The sequence below is a fragment of the Polaromonas sp. P1_A2 genome (assembly GCF_056406895.1).
Window position 1 is genome coordinate 708,111 of record NZ_JBFTZI010000002.1, and the last position, 18,500, is coordinate 726,610.

An 18,500-nucleotide genomic window follows, 5' to 3' on the forward strand; every position below is an offset into this window, starting at 1 on the left:
TTGCCTGTGGGACAATGCCGACCCTTGGCGTCAGTTTCCGGGTTCGCGAGTCCCGCGCCTGCGGCCGCCCGATCCCGTTTCATCCGTTCATCCGTTTCACCCTCTTTAGCCTTTCCAGCCACTTTTTTCCGATATGCAAAAAATCATCCGCCAGATCGCGGCAGAAATCAAAGTCCAGGAACACCAGATCAAGGCAGCCGTGGAGCTGCTGGACGGCGGCGCCACCGTTCCCTTTATCGCGCGCTACCGCAAGGAGGCCACCGGCGGGCTCGACGACATCCAGCTGCGCGAACTTGAATACCGGCTCGGTTACCTGCGCGAGCTCGAAGAGCGCCGCGAGGCCGTGCTCAAAAGCATCGAGGAGCAGGGCAAACTCACACCCGAGTTGCGCGCGGCCATTGAATTTTCCGCCACCAAGCAGGACCTGGAAGACCTGTACCTGCCCTTCAAGCCCAAGCGCCGCACCAAGGGCCAGATCGCGCGCGAAGCCGGCATAGAGCCGCTGGCCGACAAGCTGTTCGCCGACCCCTCCCTGGTACCGGCCGACGAGGCCGCGGCCTTTGTGAAGGCCGAGAAAAACGAAAGCGGCGACGACTTCACCACGGTGCAGGCGGTGCTGGACGGCGTGCGCGACATCCTTTCCGAGCGCTGGGCCGAGGATGCCGGACTGGTGCAGTCGCTGCGCAACTGGCTGTGGAGCGAAGGCTTGTTCAGCTCCAAGCTGGTGGCCGGCAAGGACGAGAACAACGCCGACAACAGCAAATTCCGCGACTACTTCGAGTACGACGAGCCGATAGGCCGCGTGCCTTCGCACCGCGCGCTGGCGGTGTTCCGCGGCCGCGCGCTGGAGATCCTGGACGCCAAGCTGCTGCTGCCGGAACAAGCCGAGCCCGGCAAGCCCAGCATCGCCGAAGGCAAGATCGCGCTGCACCTGGGCTGGAGCCACAAGGCGCGCCCGGCCGACGACCTGATCCGCAAGGCCGTGGCCTGGACCTGGCGCGTCAAGCTCAGCCTTTCGCTGGAGCGCGACCTGTTTACCCGCCTGCGTGAGGAGGCCGAAAAAGTCGCGATCAAGGTGTTTGCCGACAACCTGCGCGACCTGCTGCTGGCCGCGCCCGCCGGCCCGCGTGTGGTGATGGGCCTGGACCCGGGCATACGCACCGGCGTCAAGGTGGCGGTGGTCGACGCCACCGGCAAGCTGGTGGAAACCGCCACCGTCTACCCGCACGAGCCGCGCAAGGACTGGGACGGCTCGCTGCACACCCTGGCCAAGCTCTGCGAAAAACACGGCGTGAACCTGATCGCCATCGGCAACGGCACGGCCAGCCGCGAAACCGACAAACTCGCCGCCGACCTGATCAAGGGCATGGCCAAGGTCGAGCAGGTGATCGAAAAAGTCGTGGTCAGCGAGGCCGGCGCCTCGGTCTACTCGGCCAGCGAATTCGCCTCGCAGGAAATGCCCGACGTGGACGTGAGCCTGCGCGGCGCGGCCAGCATCGCGCGGCGCCTGCAAGACCCTTTGGCCGAACTCGTCAAGATAGACCCGAAGTCGATTGGCGTGGGCCAGTACCAGCACGACGTCAACCAGAGCGACCTGGCGCGCAGCCTGGACACCGTGGTCGAGGACTGCGTGAACAGCGTGGGCGTGGACCTCAACACCGCCAGCGTGCCGCTGCTGGCGCGCGTCTCGGGCCTGTCGCAAACCGTGGCCAAGTCGGTGGTGCGCTGGCGCGATGCCAACGGCGCTTTTGCCTCGCGCGCCGATTTGCTCAAGGTGACCGGCCTGGGCGCCAAGACCTTTGAGCAGAGCGCGGGCTTTTTGCGCCTGCGCGGCGGCAGCAACCCGCTGGACATGACCGGCGTGCACCCCGAAACCTATCCCGTGGTCGAAAAAATCATGGCCCACACCGGCAGGCCGGTGGCCGAGCTCATGGGCCGCGCCGAGATGCTCAAGACCCTGAAGCCCGAGCTGTTCGCGAATGAACAGTTCGGCGTGATCACCGTCAAGGACATCCTGACCGAACTCGAGAAACCCGGCCGCGACCCGCGCCCCGACTTCAAGGTGGCGCGCTTTAACGAGGGCGTGGAAGACATCAAGGACCTCAAGGAAGGCATGACGCTGGAAGGCACGGTCAGCAACGTCGCGGCCTTCGGCGCCTTTGTCGACATCGGCGTGCACCAGGACGGCCTCGTCCATGTGAGCCAGCTCGCCAACAAGTTCGTCAACGACGCGCGCGAAGTCGTCAAGACCGGCGACATCGTCAAGGTGCGCGTGACCGAGGTCGACGTGGCGCGCAAGCGCATAGGCCTGACTATGAAACTGGACGCCGCGCCGGCGCGCCGCGACGGCCCGCGCGACAACCGCTTTGAAAGCGCGCGGCCCGGCGGGCAGGGCCGCGGCGGCAACTACGGTGGCAATTACGGCGGCGGGCGCGGCGCGCCGCAACCGGCGGCCGCCACGGCCATGGAATCGGCCTTCAGCAAGCTGGCAGCGCTCAAGAAATAAGCGGGCAGGGCGCGGCCGTCCCGCAAAGGACAAGCGCGCCACCGGCTTGATGCTCCAATACGCCCGACACTCCACGCTCCATGAAAGCCCTACGCATCTACGCCGGCCCCAAGGCGCGCCGGCACATTGAACAAAACGGCCTGCAGGCCAGGGACATCGGCGTGGTGCCGGGCGCGGCCGGCGGCCCCAAGGGCCTGATCCTGGGCGCGCTGGATCGTTTTATCTTTGGCGAGTGGCTGGCGCAGACCGACCATCCCGTCCATTTGGTCGGCGCGTCGATAGGCGCCTGGCGCATGGCCACGGCCTGCCTGAAGGACCCGGCGGCCGGCTTCTCGCGGCTGGAAGACGACTACATCCACCAGCACTATGAATTGCAGCCCGGCCAGAAGCGCCCGACCGCGGACAGGGTGAGCGAGCAGTTCGGCGAGAGCCTCAAGGCCTTTTACGGCGGCCGCGTGCACGAAGTGCTGCAGCACCCGCGCTACAGGCTGCACATCGTGACCTCACGCGGGCGCCACATGCTGGGCCGCGAGCACAAAGTCGCCACGCCGTTGGGCTATTTAGGCGCCTTCCTGACCAACAGCCTGCACCGCAAGGCCATGGGCGCCTGGCTGGAGCGTGTGGTGTTTTCCACGCCCGGTGTGAAACTGCCTTTCGCCACCGGCGACTACCGCACGCGCCAGGTCGACCTCAGCGAAGACAACTTCCAGCCCGCGCTGCAAGCCAGCTGCTCGATTCCCTTTGTGCTGCGCTCGGTGCACAACGTGCCCGGCGGGCCGCCCGGCGCCTACTGGGATGGCGGCATCACCGACTACCACCTGCACCTGAACTACAGCGCCCCAGGCGCGGCGGGCGGTGCCGGCCTGGTGCTGTATCCGCACTTCCAGAAATCGGTGGTGCCCGGCTGGCTGGACAAAGGCCTCAAGTGGCGCCACAAGGCCACCCACTTCCTGGACAACATGGTGCTGCTGGCGCCCGACCCGGACTGGATCAAAACCCTGCCCAACGCCAAGCTGCCCGACCGCCAGGACTTTGTGCGCTACGGGCCGGATATGCAGGCCAGGGTGAAAGCCTGGAGCGCGGCCACCGCGGCCAGCGCGCAGCTGGCCGAGGAATGGCAGGCCTGGCTGGCGCGGCCCGACCTGGGGAAGCTGGGCGCGCTCTGACCGTTTAGAACATGTGCGCGATACCCGCGTACACCGATTTCGGGCTCTGGCCGACGGCCGACAGCGCCAGCCCCGGCGAGCTGCCGCCGCCGCCGCTGATGGTGTAGCCGGCATTGGCCTGGTTGCTGATTTTTGTCACGCCGCCGTAAATCGTGGTGCGCTTGGACAGCGGGTAGTCGTAGCGCACGCCAATGGCCTTGGAGTCCGAATTCGCCGTGGTCTTGTTTTTCAGCTGGCCGTAAGTGGCGATCAGCTTGCCGACGCCCACGGGCGCCGAGGCGCCGATCTGGTAGGCGTCGAGGGCGGGCGCGCCGGCCATGTCGCCGCGACGGCGCACAAAAATCGCCGAAGGCTTGATCACGCCGAAATCGTAGGACGCCGCCAGGACGGTGTACTTGTCGGTGTTGCCGACGATGTAAATGGTTTTTTCCGTCATGTAGCTCGCTTGCGCCGACAGCGTGCTGCTGCTGTAGCCGGCCGCGATGTTGAGCGTGTTGCCGGTGGACTTGGGCTGGCCGCCCGCGCCGTTTGATTCACCAAAGGCGTAGAACAGGTTGGCCTTGAAGCCGCCCCAGGTCGGCGTGGTGTACTGGATGGAATTGTCGCGGCGCGTGGTGGCGTCGGCCAGCGAGCCGCCGTTGATGCCCACGCCGGGGCCGGCGTAGTAATTCAGGGCGCCCGACATGGTGAAACCGGCCGGGTCAAACGCCGCCATGGTGCCGAAGTGCGGTGTGTACTGCCGGCCTATGTTGACGGCGCCGAAGTCGCCGCTCAGGCCCACCGTCGCCAGGCGCTGGAAGATATAGGCGGCGCCCGTCGGCACGGTGCTGGTCGGAACGGTGGCGGTGCCGGTGCTGGCGCCCGTGTCCATCAAAATGCCGGCTTCCAGGATGAAGTTCGCCTTCAGGCCGCTGCCCAGGTCTTCCGTGCCGCGAAAGCCGAAGCGCGAGCCCATGGCGCCGCCGCTGGAGACGCGCGTCACCGTGCCGTTGCCCGCGGAGGCCAGCTCGAGGTAGGAATCGAGCGCGCCATACACCGTGACGGAGCTCTGGGCTTGCACCGCGCAGCTGGCGGCCGACAGCACCGAAAGTGCGAACAATTGGGTCTTCATGATGTCTCCTGATGTTGTTGATCCGGCGTGCTTAGCGACCGGCGTCCGGCCGAGGCCATGCGCCCGCAACCCGCCAGCGTGGAAATCGTTAACCACAAGCCGAAGCGTAACGGGATTTTGGTTATAAATAATAAGTAAATAGACTCTTGCCAAGTCGCCCGTTTATGGTTATGAAACGTAACCATATTCGGTTGAAGGCCCCGGCCACGGCCGCTCTGGGCCACCCCTGGCCTGCAGGCCCACCACGGCCATTGCCCGCGGCACCGGCGCAAGAAAGCCGGAAATCGTTCAAACAATGCCCGCCAAAAGACAAAGCGCCTCCTTGTTTTTGTGGCGGCATGTCCATAATTCGCCGGCCTGAGACATAGCACCAAAGCATTGCATGGGTGGTAAACGTGCAGGCATCTTGAATAAAAAAGAACTCCTCCTGGTGCATCCCCCGCCCAAGCGCCCCGGCGCAACAGGGCGGTGAAAAAGCACCCCGACCCAGCACACCGTCACCCAAGGAAACGACATGGCTCAAACACTGGCAAGCAGCCTCGCAGCGCAAAACCCCTCGGCCAAGCCCCTCAAGAAGAAACCGGGCGAAGCGGATGAAACCTTTGACCCCACCGCACAGGCGTGGGGTGAGGAGCAAGTCTTTTTGGGGGGGGCTTTTGGCGCGCCCGGAAGCGGCGCCGGCTGGAATGCCGGGGCCTCCGACGAAGGCTTGATGGTCGGGCTCGCTAGCGGGGGAGGGAGGACCATCATCGGTACCCCAGGCGATGACAACCTGGAAGGCACCGACTATAACGACCAGATATCCGGCCTGGGCGGCAACGATACCCTGGCGGGCTGGTGGGGGAACGACTACCTGGACGGTGGCGCGGGCCACGACTTCCTGGATGGCGGCTCCGGCCGTGACGTCCTTGAGGGGGGCGACGGCAATGACCGCCTGTGGGGCCACAACGACGATGACACCCTCAGGGGCGGCCTGGGCGAGGACACCGTCGACGGCGACAACGGGAACGACTACCTGGACGGTGGCACGGGCCAGGACTTCCTGAGTGGCGACTCCGGCCGTGACACCCTTGAGGGGGGTGACGGCGATGACATCCTGTGGGGCGGCGACCACGATGACATTCTGTGGGGTGGCCTGGGCAAGGACACCGTTAACGGCGACAACGGGAACGACCGGATAGTTCAGGCTATGGAGCGCGTACCTGAACGCCACCAACGGTACGCTGTCGGCCTTCGATCCCGTCAACAAACGCTGGACCTTGACGCCCACCGCCAACTACAACGGCCCTATCACCGTGGGTTATAGCGTCAGCGATGGCACGGCGATCACGTCGGCCACCCAGAGCTTTAACCTCATCCCGGTCAACGACTTGGTCACAGGTGGAATCAGCCTGATGAAGGGCAGCACGGTCGTGACCGCCGCTACCCTGGTGCAGCAGGGCGACACCCTGAGCGTCACTAGCACGCTGGCCGATGTGGACGGCCCAATCGTCGACATTGCCTATCAATGGCGAAGCTCGGCGGACGGCATCACCTGGAGCAACATTGTGGGGGCCAACGCGGCCAGCCTCCTGCTCGAGCCCAACCTGGCCGGCCGGAAGGTAAGCAGTGCCAACTCCTACATCTTGAGTGCGAACGTGGAGAGGCTCATCCTCACAGGGAGGGCAGGCGTTGGCTATGGCAATGAACTGGACAACATAATTCAGGGCAATGCGACGTCGTCCAATTACTTGCAAGGGTACGCGGGCAACGACGTCCTGTACGGCGGGGATGACAACGATGCCCTCATGGGCGGCTTGGGTAACGATCAGCTGCTGGGTGGAGGCAATAACGACAGGATGTATGGGGAAGATGGAAATGACACGATGGGTGGACAACGTGGCAGTGACCAGTTGTTCGGCGGTAATGGCTTTGACAAGCTGTTTGGTGATGAAGACAACGACACCCTCGGAGGTGGCATGGGTAACGACACGTTGTACGGCCAGGATGGTGATGACACTGGCTACGGCGATGAGGATGACGACAGCTTGTACGGCCAGGACGGTAACGACGTCTTGAACGGCGGAACGGGGAGGGACACGCTGGAGGGCGGGTATGGCAACGACACCCTCAATGGCGGCGAGGGAAACGATCAGCTGATGGGGGGAGACGGTCACGACGTCATGGACGGCGGAACCGGCGGGGACACGCTGGAGGGCGGGTATGGCAACGACACCCTCAATGGCGGCGAGGGAAACGATCAGCTGATGGGGGGAGACGGTTACGACGTCATGGACGGCGGAGCGGGCGGGGACACGTTTTATGGCGGTATCGGCAACGATACTTTTGTGGTGAACGATAACTCTGACCGGGTGATCGAATATGTCAACCAAGGCATCGACACGGTGCTAAGCTTTTTTTCGTATGCCTTGCCCGACAATGTGGAGAATCTCACCCTCATGACCAATTACGTGTACACCTCGGGCTACGGCAATGAATTGAATAACACATTGGTGGGCGATGAAAAGAGCAACGACTTGTGGGGCAATGGAGGCAACGACGTATTGGACGGTATGGCTGGTGACGACCAACTGGGTGGAGGGCCGGGTAACGATGTCTTCCGTCACTCCGAGTTAGGTCATGGAACCGACTGGATCCTCTCTGATAGCGGCGGTTCGGATACTCTGGTTTTTATGTGTGCGGAGGCTAGCCAGCTGCGGTTCAGCCATGGCGAAGGGACCTATCTGCAGATCGGCATCATCGGCGCGGCTGACATGGTGTTAGTGAGGGATTGGTTTACGGGCTGGCACCAGCTTTCGTCGATCGTTGACCGCAATGGCCGCGTTCTAAAGGACACCGATGTCGACAAACTGGTGCAGGCCATGGCCGCTTTCGCGCCGCCGGCCCCCGGGCAAACCACGCTGCCGCCGGCCTACCAGGCGGCACTCGCCCCCGTGATCGCGGCCAACTGGCATTGAGGCAGTTTGCCTCCGGGCAAACCGGAGAGCCCGAGGGCCTGGCCGAGATTCCCGGGCGGCATCATCCATCGCCCGGACCTCTTGGGGTTTCCCCAAGACAGCCGTGCGGCATGCCGCGATCTGCTTACAGCGAAGCCGCCAGCATGTCCTCATACTCCTGCGCCGTCGCGATGCGCGGGTTGGTCTTGTGGCAATGGTCGGCCAGCGCGCCGCTGATGATCTGCCCGAACTGTTCACGCTCAACCCCCATGGCCGCCAGCCCGGTGGGCAGGCCCAGCCGGGCGTTCATGTCGCGGATGGCTTCGGCAATATCGCCGCCCGAGGCCAGGCCCATGGCGCGGGCCATGCGGTCCAGGCGCCTGTCTTTTTGCACGGATTCGGCCCCGGCGTTAAAGCGCACCACGGCCGGCAGGAACATCGCGTTGAGCGTGCCGTGGTGCAGGCGCGGGTCCACGCCGCCCAGGCTGTGGCTTAAGGAATGCACGCAGCCCAGGCCTTTCTGGAAGGCCATGGCGCCTTGCATGGACGCACTCATCAAATTGAAGCGCGCCTCGCGGTCGCTGCCGTCGCGCGTGGCGCGCTCGATATGCGCCCAGCCGCGCTCCAGGCCGTCCAGCGCAATGCCGTCGGCCGGCGGGTTGAAGGCGGCCGACATATAGGTCTCCATGCAATGCGCGATGGCGTCCATGCCGGTGGCGGCCGTGAGTTTGGCGGGCAGGCCCAGCGTGAGTTCGGGGTCGCAGATGGCCGTTTTGGGCACCAGGTGCCAGGAATGGAAACCCAGCTTGCGGTGGTCGTCGACGATGATGATGGCGCCGCGCGCGACCTCGCTGCCGGTGCCGCTGGTGGTGGGCACGGCGATCAGCGGCGCGGCGCGCTCGGTGATTTTCAGTGAGCCGCCTTCTATGGTGGCGTAGGTGGTGAGCGGCCCTTCGTGCGTGGCGGCAATCGCCACACCCTTGGCGCAGTCGATGGCCGAGCCGCCGCCCACGGCGACCAGGCCGTCGCAGCCGCTGGCCTTGTAGAGTTCGGCGGCGGCGCGCACGGCGGCCTCGGTCGGGTTGGAAGGTGTCTGGTCGAAGACCGTGACCTTCATGCCGGGCAGGGCGTCCAGCGCTTTTTGCAAAATGCCGGCCGCCTTGACGCCGGGGTCGGTCACGATGAGCGGGCGTGTGATGCCCACGCGTTCGCATTCCTGCTTGAGCAGTTTCACGGCGCCGAACTCGAACTGGATCTGGGTGACGTAATAAATGAAGGCCATGCGGGCGGTCTTTCTGCGTTGTACGATGTGGAGCTATGCGGGTCTTTGCGCTGACTTTAATGGCTTTCAAGGCCTTTTGTCCCTTTTACCCCTTTTGCCAGAATCCCCCGCACGCCAACGCCTGTTCCCGTCACCTTGGCGATAGCGCCCGCGCTGCCGCCCCCAGCCTTCACTGATGCCGCCCAACCCGCAAACCCTGCTGACCCCCGCCATGCGCGATGTGCTGAGCCGCATCGCGCGCGCCAATCGCCCGGCCTTCCATACCCAAACACCGGACCAGGCCCGCGCTGCCTATGCGGCCGGTGCCGGTGTGCTCGAAATCCCCAAGCCCGCGCTGGCCCGGGTGGAGGATTTACAGATTCCCGCGCGCGACGGCGAAGGGCTGGGTGCGCGGCTGTATGCGCCGTCGGAGCAGGCGCTGCCGGTGCTGCTGTTTTTCCATGGCGGCGGCTTCACGGTGGGCAGTGTCGCCACGCATGACATCCTGTGCCGCCAGCTCAGCCTGCTGGCCGGCATTGCCGTGGTCTCGCTGGATTACCGGCTGGCGCCGGCGCACAAATTCCCGACGGCGGCCAACGATGCCTGGGATGCGCTGCAATGGCTGGCCGCCAACGGCGCTTCGCGGGGCCTGGATGCTTCGCGCATCGCCGTGGGCGGCGACAGTGCGGGCGGCACGCTGGCCGCCATGTGCGCGGTGCTGGCGCGCGACGCCGGCCTGCCGCTGGCCCTGCAGCTGCTGATTTACCCGGGCTGCACCGCCCACCAGGACACGGCTTCGCACAAGACATTCGCCGAGGGTTTTGTGCTCAGCGAAGCCGACATCACATGGTTCTTCAGCCAGTATGTGCGCGGCCCGGCGGATCGCGAGGACTGGCGTTTTGCGCCGCTCAATGCGCCCGACGTGGACGGCGTGGCACCGGCCTGGGTGGGCCTGGCCGAATGCGACCCGCTGGTCGACGAGGGCGTGATGTATGCCGACAAGCTGCGCGCGGCCGGCGTGGCGGTGGACCTGGAGATTTACCGCGGCGTGACGCATGAGTTCATCAAGATGGGCCGCATCATTCCCGAGGCCAGGCGCGCCCATGCCGATGCGGCGGCGGCGCTGCGCGGCGCCTTTGGGCTGGACGGATAAGGAGACGAAACGGATGAAACGACAGGACTTCCGCTTTTTCCACCGCCTGCGCGTGCGCTGGGCCGAGGTGGACATGCAAAAAATCGTGTTCAACGCGCACTACCTGATGTACTTCGACACAGCCATCACCGATTACTGGCGCGCGCTGGCCTTGCCCTATGAAGAGGCCATGGTGCATCTGGGCGGCGACCTTTATGTCAAGAAAGCCACGCTGGAATACCACGGCTCGGCGCGGTTTGACGAGCAGATCGACGTGGCGCTCAAGTGCGCGCGCATCGGCAATTCGTCGATGGCGTTTACGGGTGCGATCTTTCGCGGCGACCAGCTGCTGATCAGCTGCGAGCTGGTCTATGTGTTTGCCGACCCGGCCTCGCAGACCTCCAAACCGGTGCCCGAGGCCTTGCGCCGCGTGCTGACAGGCTATGAAGCCGGCGAAGCCATGCTGCAGCTCAAGACCGGCGGCTGGGCCGCGCTGGGCGCCGACGCCGGCAAGGTGCGCACGGCCGTGTTTGTGCAGGAGCAGGGCATTCCCATGGAGATGGAATGGGACGAGGCCGACAGCACGGCCCTGCATGCCGTGGCCTACAACGGCCTGGGGCAGGGCATCGCGACCGGGCGGCTGGTGCAGCAAGCGCAGGGCGTGGGCAAGATAGGCCGCATGGCGGTGCACCATGCGCTGCGCGGCTCACGCGTGGGCAGTGACATTTTGCGGGCGCTGATGGACGCGGCGCGCGAGCGCGGTGACCGCGAGGTGATGCTCTATGCCCAGCGCAGCGCAGAGGGCTTTTACCAGCGCCTGGGCTTTATGCCGCGCGGCGAGCCGTTTGAGGAAGTCGGCATCCCGCACATAGAGATGGTCAAGGCGCCTTGATGCTGAATTGCTCGCGGTGCACCGCTACGGCGGCCGGGCCTTCGCGGCCGTGGCTGCGCTCTTCCAGCTCGATGTTCCAGCCGCTGCGGGAAGCCGTTGCCAGCAGCACGGTGCTGCAGCGCGTGCCGTAGCCGCGCCCCGGTACCTCGACAAAGGCGCTGGAGAGGGCCTCCTCCAACTCGGGCGGTACACCGGTATGCGGAAGGTCCGCGGGCAAGGCGCGCTGCCGGTTGCCCAGCGCCGTCCATAACTTTTGCAGGCCCTCGGGGCCGTCGCCGCTTTGCAAGGCGGCCGCCAGCACGCGCTTGAGTTCCAGGGTTTTGGGCCAGGGCGTGTCCAGCCCGGCATTGGACAGGCCGTAGAGGCCGGGCGCCAGAGCCTGGGCATGCAAGGCCGGTGCGCCTTCATATTTGTTGGTGACCCAGGTCCAGGACTTTTGCCGCAAATCGCCCAGCACCAGGTTAAAGCCGCCAAAGGCCGCGCCTTTACCCTCCAGCGCCGCCACAAAATCCGCCGCGTCGCCGGCGCCTTCGAGCCAGCGCGTGACCAGCTCGCCGCGCGAGCGCGGCGCGGCCTCGGGCTGGGCCTGGCGCACATTGGTCAAAAAAGCAATGCGGCCGGCTGGCGTGATGCCCATCCAGGTGCCGCCGGCGCGCAGGTCGCGGCCCGAGATGATTTCCTGGCCGGAGGCGGTCTGCCAGCGCGCCAGCGGCAGGGTGGGCCGCTCCAGGAATTCATCGCGGTTGGCCGCGATCAGCAGCGGCCAGCGGTCGGAAGCGCCGACGGCGAATGCAACCAGGCACATAAAGGCTAGATGTCTTCGAGCAGCGCGTAGGGCAGGGGGAGCAGGGTCAGGGCTTCGCCCGAGGCGCTTCCCAAGGTGAGGCGGCCGTCCGCCGCATCAGCCGCCGCGGAGGTCTGCATGGAAACAATGGCGTCAAACCCGCCGGCCGGGTTGGGGGCGGCCGCGGCGACCAGGCCGCAGGGCTGGGAGGCATCGGAGGCATGGAACACTTCCTGGCCGACCGCAGGTGTTCCGGCGGTGTGGGCGACATAAGCACGCCGCTTGAGCGTGCCGCGGAACTGGCTGCGCGCCACGATTTCCTGGCCGGGGTAGCAGCCTTTCTTGAAGTTGACGCCGCCCACGGATTCATAGTTCAGCATCTGCGGCACAAAGGCCTCGAAGATGGGCTGGGTGATCATCGCAATGCCGGAGCGCACACCCAACCATTGCCAGTCGGCCAGGCTGATGGGTGAGCCCTGGGGCGCGGGCGAGCCGGCCGGCAGGCAGCACAGTGCGCGCGCCTGGCCGGCGCCGGGATGCAAAAACACCAGGCTGGTTTCGCCGATTTCGGCTTTTTCCCAGAGGGCGCCGGTGCGGCCCGCAAGCTGGGCCACGGCGGCACCGGCGACGCCGTACAAGGCGAATTCCGCGCTGGCATCGCTGAGTTTGGCCTTGGCGCGCAGCACAAACATGGACAGGCGCTTGAGTGTGGCGGGCAGGATGTCGCGGCTGCAGACCAAAAGCAGGTCCGCGCCGCGCCTGAAGACCACAAAGCTGGCCTGCATGCGGCCCTTGGCATTGCAAAAAGCCGCCAGGCGGGCTTCGTTGTTGGCCATCAGTGCCACGTCCTGCGTGAGCTGGCCCTGCAAAAAGGTGACGGCGTCGTCGCCCGTGACGCGGATGACGCCCAGGTGCGTCAGTTCGGTGGTGCCGGAAATCGGGTGGGCGGTGCTGGGCAGGGTCATGGGGGTCTTCACGGTCGGTGGGGAGATGGGCTGAATTATCATAGGCCTCGGCTTTTGCGTTCTGTACAGAAAAGGTAGCTGGGTTGTGCGTCGTGTCTTTACAAGTCTCTTGATACTGGTATTTGCCGGCGCCCTGCTGTTGTTCGGTGCGGGATTGTGGTGGCTGCACGAGCCGATTCCGCTGCGCCTGGCGCCCGGCAGCCAGGTGGTGGACCTGGAAATCGAGCCCGGCACGCCCGCCAGCGGTGTGGCCGAAACCATAGTCGCCAGCGGCGCCGATGTGCCGGCGGTTTTGCTCCATGCCTGGTTCCGTTTTTCGGGTCAGGGTCGGCTGATCAAGGCCGGCAGCTATGAACTGGCGCCCGGCACCACGCCGCAAAAGCTGCTCAGCATGCTGGTGCGCGGTGATCAAGCCCTCAAAAGCGTGACGCTGGTCGAAGGCTGGACCTTTACCCAGGTGCGCGCGGCCCTGCAAAAAGCCGAGCAACTGTCGCCCGACACGCTGAACCTGGCGCCCGAAGCCATCATGGAAAAACTGGGCAAACCCGGCGTGCACCCCGAGGGCCGCTTTTTCCCCGACACCTACACCTATGCCAAGGGCTCCAGCGACCTGGCCGTGCTCAAACGCGCGGCGCGCGCCATGGACAAGCGACTGGATGCCGCCTGGTCGCTGCGCAGCCCGGACACTCCGCTCAAAACCCCGGATGAGGCGCTGATCCTGGCCAGCATTGTCGAAAAAGAAACCGGCAAGCCCTCGGACCGGCCGCAGATAGGCGGTGTTTTCAGCAACCGGCTGCGCCTGGGCATGCTGCTGCAAACCGACCCGACGGTGATTTATGGCCTGGGCAGCAAGTTCGACGGCAACCTGCGCAAGCGCGACCTGCTGGCCGACACCCCTTACAACACCTACACCCGCGCCGGCCTGCCGCCCACGCCTATCGCCATGCCCGGCCGGGCCGCCTTGCTGGCCGCGGTGCAGCCGGCGCCCACCAAGGCCATTTACTTTGTGGCGCGCGGCGACGGCAGCAGCCAGTTCAGCAGCAGCCTGGACGAGCACAACCGTGCCGTCAACAAATATATAAGAGGCCAGTAGCCATGCATTCAAAGCATCCCGTGCATGGCCTCTTTATCAGCTTCGAAGGCATAGACGGCGCCGGCAAGTCCACGCACATCGCCGGCCTGGCCCAGGCTTTTAAAGATCAGGGCAGGGCGGTGACGCTGACGCGCGAGCCCGGCGGCACGCCGCTGGCCGAAAAGCTGCGCGCCATGGTGCTCAACGACGCCATGGATCCGCTGACCGAAGCGCTGCTGATCTTCGCGGCGCGGCGCGACCATATCGTCAATGTGATCGCCCCGGCGCTGCTGCGCGGCGAGGTGGTGCTGTGCGACCGTTTCACCGACGCCACCTTTGCCTACCAGGGCGCGGGCCGCGGCTTTGACCTGAAGCTGCTGGCCACGCTGGAGCAATGGGTGCAGTCCGACGAAGGCCTGCTGGGCGACCCGGCCGGCAACACACCCATGAAGCCCGGCGTGGAAAGCGTGATCGAGCCGCACCTGACGGTCTGGTTCGACCTGGTGCCCGAAGAAGCCGCTTTGCGCCTGGCCGGCGCGCGTGTGCCCGACAAGTTTGAAGCCCAGCCGCTGGAGTTTTTCCGCCGCGTGGCGCAGGGGTATGCCGACCGGCAGAAAAACCACCCCGAGCGTTTTGCCCGCATAGACGCCGCCAAAAGCCGCGACGAGGTCTGGCAGGCGGTGCGCCAGGTCTTTATGGCCAAGGGCTGGCTGCCATGAGCGACACCGACACCGTGGACGGCGCGGCCGTATCGAACAACCCGCCGCTGGCACCCTGGCTGCAAACCCAGCTGGAAAGCCTGCTGGTGCAGCGCGGCCACGCCTGGCTGCTCAGCGGGCCGTCCGGCCTGGGCCAGTTCGAGCTTGCGCTGGCGCTGGCCCGCGCCTGGCTTTGCGAAGAACCCACGCCGCAAGGCGCTTGCGGGCACTGCGGCAGCTGCCATGCGGTCGACGTGCACACCCATGCCGACCTTTGCATGCTGATGCCCGAGACCCTGTCGCTGGCGCTGGGCTGGCCGCTGGACGAAAAAACCCAGGACGAGCTCGACAGCAAGAAGCGCAAGCCCAGCAAGGAAATCAAGGTCGACGCCGCGCGTGAGGCCGTGTCCTTCACCCAGTTCACGCGTTCGCGCGGCACGACCAAGGTGGTGCTGGTGTTCCCGGCCGAGCGCATGAACAACGTGACGGCCAACACCTTGCTCAAGACGCTGGAAGAGCCGCCCGGGGCCGTCAAATTCATCCTGGCCACCGATGCGGCGCACCAGCTGCTGCCCACCATACGCAGCCGCTGCCTGGGCCACACCATGGTCTGGCCGGATTTTGAGCTCGCGCTGGGCTGGCTGCAGCAGGAAATCGACCAGGCGGGCGAGGGCGGCAGTGCCAAAAAAGCCGCGCCCGCGCCCAAGCCGGCCGACCTGCAAACCCTGCTGGTCGCCTCGGGCGGGCGCCCGGCCGACGCGCTGGCCTGGGCCCAGGATGCGCCGCCCGGCGAAGCGGCCCAGCACTGGCAGGCCCTGCCCAAGGCCATGGCGCGCGGCGACGTGAGCGCCCTGTCGGACTGGGCGCCGGCCCAGGCGGTGGACGCGCTGCAAAAGCTTTGCCACGATGTGCTGGCCGTGCGCATGGGCGCCGCGCCGCGGTTTTTCAGCGCCGCCGACCTGTCGGCCGCGGCCGGCAAGGCCGGCGCCGGGCTGTATGCGCTGGCCAGCTGGTCGCGCGAGCTGGCGGCCATCGCCCGCACTGTGGAGCATCCCTACAACCCGGGCCTGATGCTGGAGTCGCTGGTCAGCCGCGCCCGGCTGGCGCTCAATGCCAAATAAAAAGCCCGCCATTCATCCCGCAATTGCGGACACCGCCGCCTTCAAACCGATAAACTAGCGCCATGAGCACAACGCCCCCCGCCAGTTCCCCCGCAGCCGCCGGCGCCCGGCCCAGCGTCGTCCAGCTGGCCATCAAGGAAAAAGCGGCTTTGTACGCCGCCTACATCCCGCTGTTCAAGGAAGGCGGCGTCTTCATTCCCACCGCACGCGACTACAAGCTCGGCGACGACGTCTACGTGCTGCTGACGCTGCCCGAAGACACGCAGCGCTACCCGGTGGCCGGCAAGGTGGCCTGGGTCACGCCGGGCAGGGCGGCCGGCAACCGCACCCAGGGCGTGGGCGTGCGTTTCCCGTCCGACGAGAAATCCCGCCTGCTCAAGATCAAGATCGAGGAAATCCTGGGCGCGCACCTGGCCTCCGACCGGCCCACCCAGACGATTTAAGCGAAGCGGCGGCCGCGCCCCGCTTTCCATGCCTTTCGCCCCCTGTCCCTCTATATATAGTGGGATAGCGGCACCCATCCAGAGCCCTTGCGCCATGTTCACCGACTCCCACTGCCACCTAAGCTTTCCCGAGCTCCAGGCCCAGCTGCCGCAAATCCGCCAGGCCATGCAGGACGCCCAGGTCGACCGGGCGCTGTGCATTTGCACCACCCTGGAAGAGTTCGAGACCGTCCACGCCCTGGCCACAGGCTATGACAACTTCTGGGCCACCGTGGGTGTGCACCCCGACAACGAGGACGTGCGTGAACCCAGCCTGGACGACCTGCTGCAGCGCGCCGCGCTGCCCAAGGTGGTCGGCATAGGCGAAACCGGGCTGGACTATTACCGCCTGGGCGAGCGCACCGTGGCCGACATGGAATGGCAGCGCGAGCGCTTTCGGGTACACATACGCGCGGCCCGCCAGACGGCCAAGCCGCTGGTCATCCACACCCGCAGCGCGTCTGACGACACGATTGCCATCCTCAAGGAGGAGGGCGGCAGCGCGGGGCAGCCGGGCGCCGCCACCGGTGTTTTCCATTGCTTTACCGAAACCCTGGCCGTGGCCAGGGCGGCGCTGGACCTCGGCTTTTACATCTCGTTTTCCGGCATCCTGACCTTCAAGAATGCGGCCGATCTGCGCGAAGTGGCCCAATTCGTGCCACTGGACCGCATGCTGATAGAGACCGACAGCCCCTACCTGGCGCCCATGCCGTACCGCGGAAAAACCAACAACCCGTCTTACGTTCCCTTTGTGGCCAAGCAGATCGCCGAGCTGACGCAGCAACCGCTGCAAACCATCGCCGAGGCCACCAGCCGCAACTTCGAGCAGCTTTTCAGTGGGGTGAAGGCCTCATGAAAAACCTCATCCAATACTTTAAGAAGGCAATTTACCTTATTGTTATTGCTGGATTTTCTGCGGCGAATGCCGGCTCCTACGAAGATTTTTTCGCGGCCATACGGCAGGACAATCCCGCCGTCATCCAGAACCTGCTGCAGCGCGGTTTTGACCCCAACACCCTGAACCCGGCGGGCCTGACCGGCTTGTACCTGGCCTTGCGCGAGCCGTCGCCCAAGGTCGCCGAGGCGCTGATCGCCTGGCCCAAGACCGACGTCAACATCCTCAACAGCAAGGATGAAAGCGCCCTCATGCTGGCCGCGCTCAAGGATCACCAGGCCCTGGCCGAAAAGCTGATCAAAAGGGGCGCCGACGTCAACAAGACCGGCTGGGCGCCGCTGCACTATGCCGCCAGCAACGGCAACGTGGCCATCATCAGCCTGCTGCTGGAGAACAACGCCTATATCGACGCCGAGTCGCCCAACGGCACGACGCCGCTGATGATGGCCGCCATGTACGGCACGCCGGCGGCCGTCAAGCTGCTGCTGGAAGAAGGCGCCGATCCCCAGCTCAAGAACCAGCAAGGCCTGACCGCCTTGCAGTTCGCCGAGCAAGCGAATCGCCCGGACGCCGTCGAAGCCATCGCCGCGGCGATCCGGAAGAAGCGGCCGGCTGGGCAATGGTGATTGCATCCGTCTGATGCTTAGCCTGGTTTGAGAGTGGCGGCGGCTGTTTGCCTGGCTGCCTCATATCTTTTATATGTTCTACGATGTATATTATGTTAAGTGTTATTCGCGCATCGCTTTGGGCCTCAAAGACGGCCGTGTCTTTTGACAGGACGGCTAGCCTGATCGCTGTCTGCACGTTGCTCGTTGCCGGTTGCGCCGCTGATCGCCCTGCGCCAGTCAACACGCGCTGCGGTGATCTTCAGCTAAGCCAGAACGACCGTCTCGTAGAGTCCAACGGAGCGTCGGTCACGATCCGCCGCATGCCCTTCGCTGTGAGCTATGCCGGAAAGGCACAGGGCGTGTTCAGGCTGCACGCGGCCTCGCCGAATTCCTTGACCAACGTCTTGCGCGATGCGCCCAAGGATCTCTGGCTTGTGGATTCCAGAACGCTGGTGCGCGAGCCTGGCGATCTGCGCCTCGCCGGACATCTTCTGGAACACGGACGCTCGTCCAGCTACGATGCAGGCCCTGACATGAGCATGACTCGGCAACTCCGGCGTCCGGCAGGCTCGCCTTCGGACTCCCGCGCCGTTGGCCGCTTGGACTACAACGAAACGGCTGCTGGCGACGACCCCGGCAAGCGGCTGATGCGGGTGACCAAGCTGCACGGGCAGGCACTTCCCGGCTCGAAGTGGCCTGTGTTGCATCTGACTTCGCTGGTCAGCACGCCGGCGCCGGCCTCCTCCGCCCCAGCCTCTGCCCCGGAAGTGGTGAACTGGTCGGTCTGCACCGTGTTCTTCGAATAATTCACTCCTGCATGGCATCCCCGGGCTAAAACAGACAAATTGGACATTTTTAATTAAAATGGACA

Annotated in this window: 17 protein-coding genes; 13 read left to right on the forward strand and 4 right to left on the reverse strand. The window is 65.3% G+C overall.

Going from position 1 to position 18,500, the window contains the following annotated elements; translation table 11 throughout:
• The first annotated feature begins 133 nt into the window (after nt 1–133).
• Complete coding sequence (locus AC1D09_RS10325; RefSeq protein WP_477663132.1) at nt 134–2,506, forward strand: Tex family protein; 2,373 nt, start codon at nt 134–136, stop codon at nt 2,504–2,506.
• An 80-nt stretch (nt 2,507–2,586) separates the two neighbouring features.
• A complete protein-coding gene (locus tag AC1D09_RS10330; RefSeq protein WP_477663133.1) occupies nt 2,587–3,672 on the forward strand; it encodes a patatin-like phospholipase family protein in 1,086 nt (361 codons plus the stop codon).
• Between the two features lie 4 nt (nt 3,673–3,676).
• Here AC1D09_RS10330 and AC1D09_RS10335 read toward each other — a convergent pair whose 3' ends face one another.
• Complete coding sequence (locus tag AC1D09_RS10335; RefSeq protein ID WP_477663134.1) at nt 3,677–4,783, reverse strand: porin; 1,107 nt, start codon at nt 4,781–4,783, stop codon at nt 3,677–3,679.
• Between the two features lie 514 nt (nt 4,784–5,297).
• On the opposite strand from AC1D09_RS10335, the gene AC1D09_RS10340 reads away from it, so the two are divergent.
• Together AC1D09_RS10340 and AC1D09_RS10345 are read left to right on the forward strand one after the other, a co-directional pair.
• Nucleotides 5,298–6,089, forward strand: coding sequence for a calcium-binding protein (locus tag AC1D09_RS10340; RefSeq protein WP_477663135.1), 792 nt, complete (start codon nt 5,298–5,300; stop codon nt 6,087–6,089).
• On the forward strand, nt 6,043–7,740 hold the full coding sequence (locus AC1D09_RS10345; protein WP_477663136.1) for a hypothetical protein: 1,698 nt from the start codon (nt 6,043–6,045) through the stop codon (nt 7,738–7,740). Before AC1D09_RS10340 ends, AC1D09_RS10345 begins: the two co-directional genes overlap by 47 nt.
• A 124-nt stretch (nt 7,741–7,864) precedes the next feature.
• Here the strand turns inward: AC1D09_RS10345 and AC1D09_RS10350 are convergent, their stop codons facing one another.
• Nucleotides 7,865–9,001, reverse strand: a complete 1,137-nt coding sequence (locus AC1D09_RS10350) for an iron-containing alcohol dehydrogenase (protein ID WP_477663137.1) — start codon at nt 8,999–9,001, stop codon at nt 7,865–7,867.
• Nucleotides 9,002–9,176: 175 nt separating this feature from the next.
• Here AC1D09_RS10350 and AC1D09_RS10355 point away from each other — a divergent pair, with 175 nt between their 5' ends.
• A complete protein-coding gene (locus tag AC1D09_RS10355) occupies nt 9,177–10,133 on the forward strand; it encodes an alpha/beta hydrolase (protein WP_477663138.1) in 957 nt (318 codons plus the stop codon).
• 13 nt (nt 10,134–10,146) lie between these two features.
• On the forward strand, nt 10,147–11,004 hold the full coding sequence (locus AC1D09_RS10360) for a YbgC/FadM family acyl-CoA thioesterase (protein ID WP_477663139.1): 858 nt from the start codon (nt 10,147–10,149) through the stop codon (nt 11,002–11,004).
• Here AC1D09_RS10360 and AC1D09_RS10365 read toward each other — a convergent pair.
• Both AC1D09_RS10365 and ygfZ read right to left on the reverse strand, forming a co-directional pair.
• Complete coding sequence (locus tag AC1D09_RS10365; RefSeq protein ID WP_477663140.1) at nt 10,991–11,809, reverse strand: NRDE family protein; 819 nt, start codon at nt 11,807–11,809, stop codon at nt 10,991–10,993. The two genes, AC1D09_RS10360 and AC1D09_RS10365, sit on opposite strands and share 14 nt — an antisense overlap.
• A gap of 5 nt (nt 11,810–11,814) precedes the next feature.
• Complete coding sequence (ygfZ, locus tag AC1D09_RS10370; protein WP_477663160.1) at nt 11,815–12,753, reverse strand: CAF17-like 4Fe-4S cluster assembly/insertion protein YgfZ; 939 nt, start codon at nt 12,751–12,753, stop codon at nt 11,815–11,817.
• 85 nt (nt 12,754–12,838) lie between these two features.
• Here ygfZ and mltG point away from each other — a divergent pair, with 85 nt between their 5' ends.
• The 7 genes from mltG (at nt 12,839) to AC1D09_RS10405 (ending at nt 18,435) form a co-directional block, all read left to right on the forward strand.
• Complete coding sequence (gene mltG, locus AC1D09_RS10375; RefSeq protein ID WP_477663141.1) at nt 12,839–13,846, forward strand: endolytic transglycosylase MltG; 1,008 nt, start codon at nt 12,839–12,841, stop codon at nt 13,844–13,846.
• A gap of 2 nt (nt 13,847–13,848) precedes the next feature.
• The gene (gene tmk, locus AC1D09_RS10380; RefSeq protein WP_477663142.1) at nt 13,849–14,544 is read left to right on the forward strand and encodes a dTMP kinase; all 696 of its coding nucleotides are present in this window, start codon (nt 13,849–13,851) and stop codon (nt 14,542–14,544) included.
• The gene (locus AC1D09_RS10385) at nt 14,541–15,644 is read left to right on the forward strand and encodes a DNA polymerase III subunit delta' (RefSeq protein ID WP_477663143.1); all 1,104 of its coding nucleotides are present in this window, start codon (nt 14,541–14,543) and stop codon (nt 15,642–15,644) included. Before tmk ends, AC1D09_RS10385 begins: the two co-directional genes overlap by 4 nt.
• A 62-nt stretch (nt 15,645–15,706) precedes the next feature.
• Complete coding sequence (locus tag AC1D09_RS10390; RefSeq protein ID WP_007874426.1) at nt 15,707–16,087, forward strand: PilZ domain-containing protein; 381 nt, start codon at nt 15,707–15,709, stop codon at nt 16,085–16,087.
• Between the two features lie 94 nt (nt 16,088–16,181).
• On the forward strand, nt 16,182–16,982 hold the full coding sequence (locus AC1D09_RS10395) for a TatD family hydrolase (protein WP_477663144.1): 801 nt from the start codon (nt 16,182–16,184) through the stop codon (nt 16,980–16,982).
• Entirely contained in the window at nt 16,979–17,647 is a 669-nt protein-coding gene (locus AC1D09_RS10400; protein ID WP_477663145.1) for an ankyrin repeat domain-containing protein, read from the forward strand. The genes AC1D09_RS10395 and AC1D09_RS10400 overlap by 4 nt, the downstream gene beginning before the upstream one ends.
• A 302-nt stretch (nt 17,648–17,949) precedes the next feature.
• Nucleotides 17,950–18,435 carry a hypothetical protein gene (locus tag AC1D09_RS10405; RefSeq protein WP_477663146.1) on the forward strand — a complete coding sequence of 162 codons (486 nt, stop codon included), beginning with the start codon at nt 17,950–17,952 and terminating at the stop codon, nt 18,433–18,435.
• Nucleotides 18,436–18,500 lie beyond the last annotated feature (65 nt).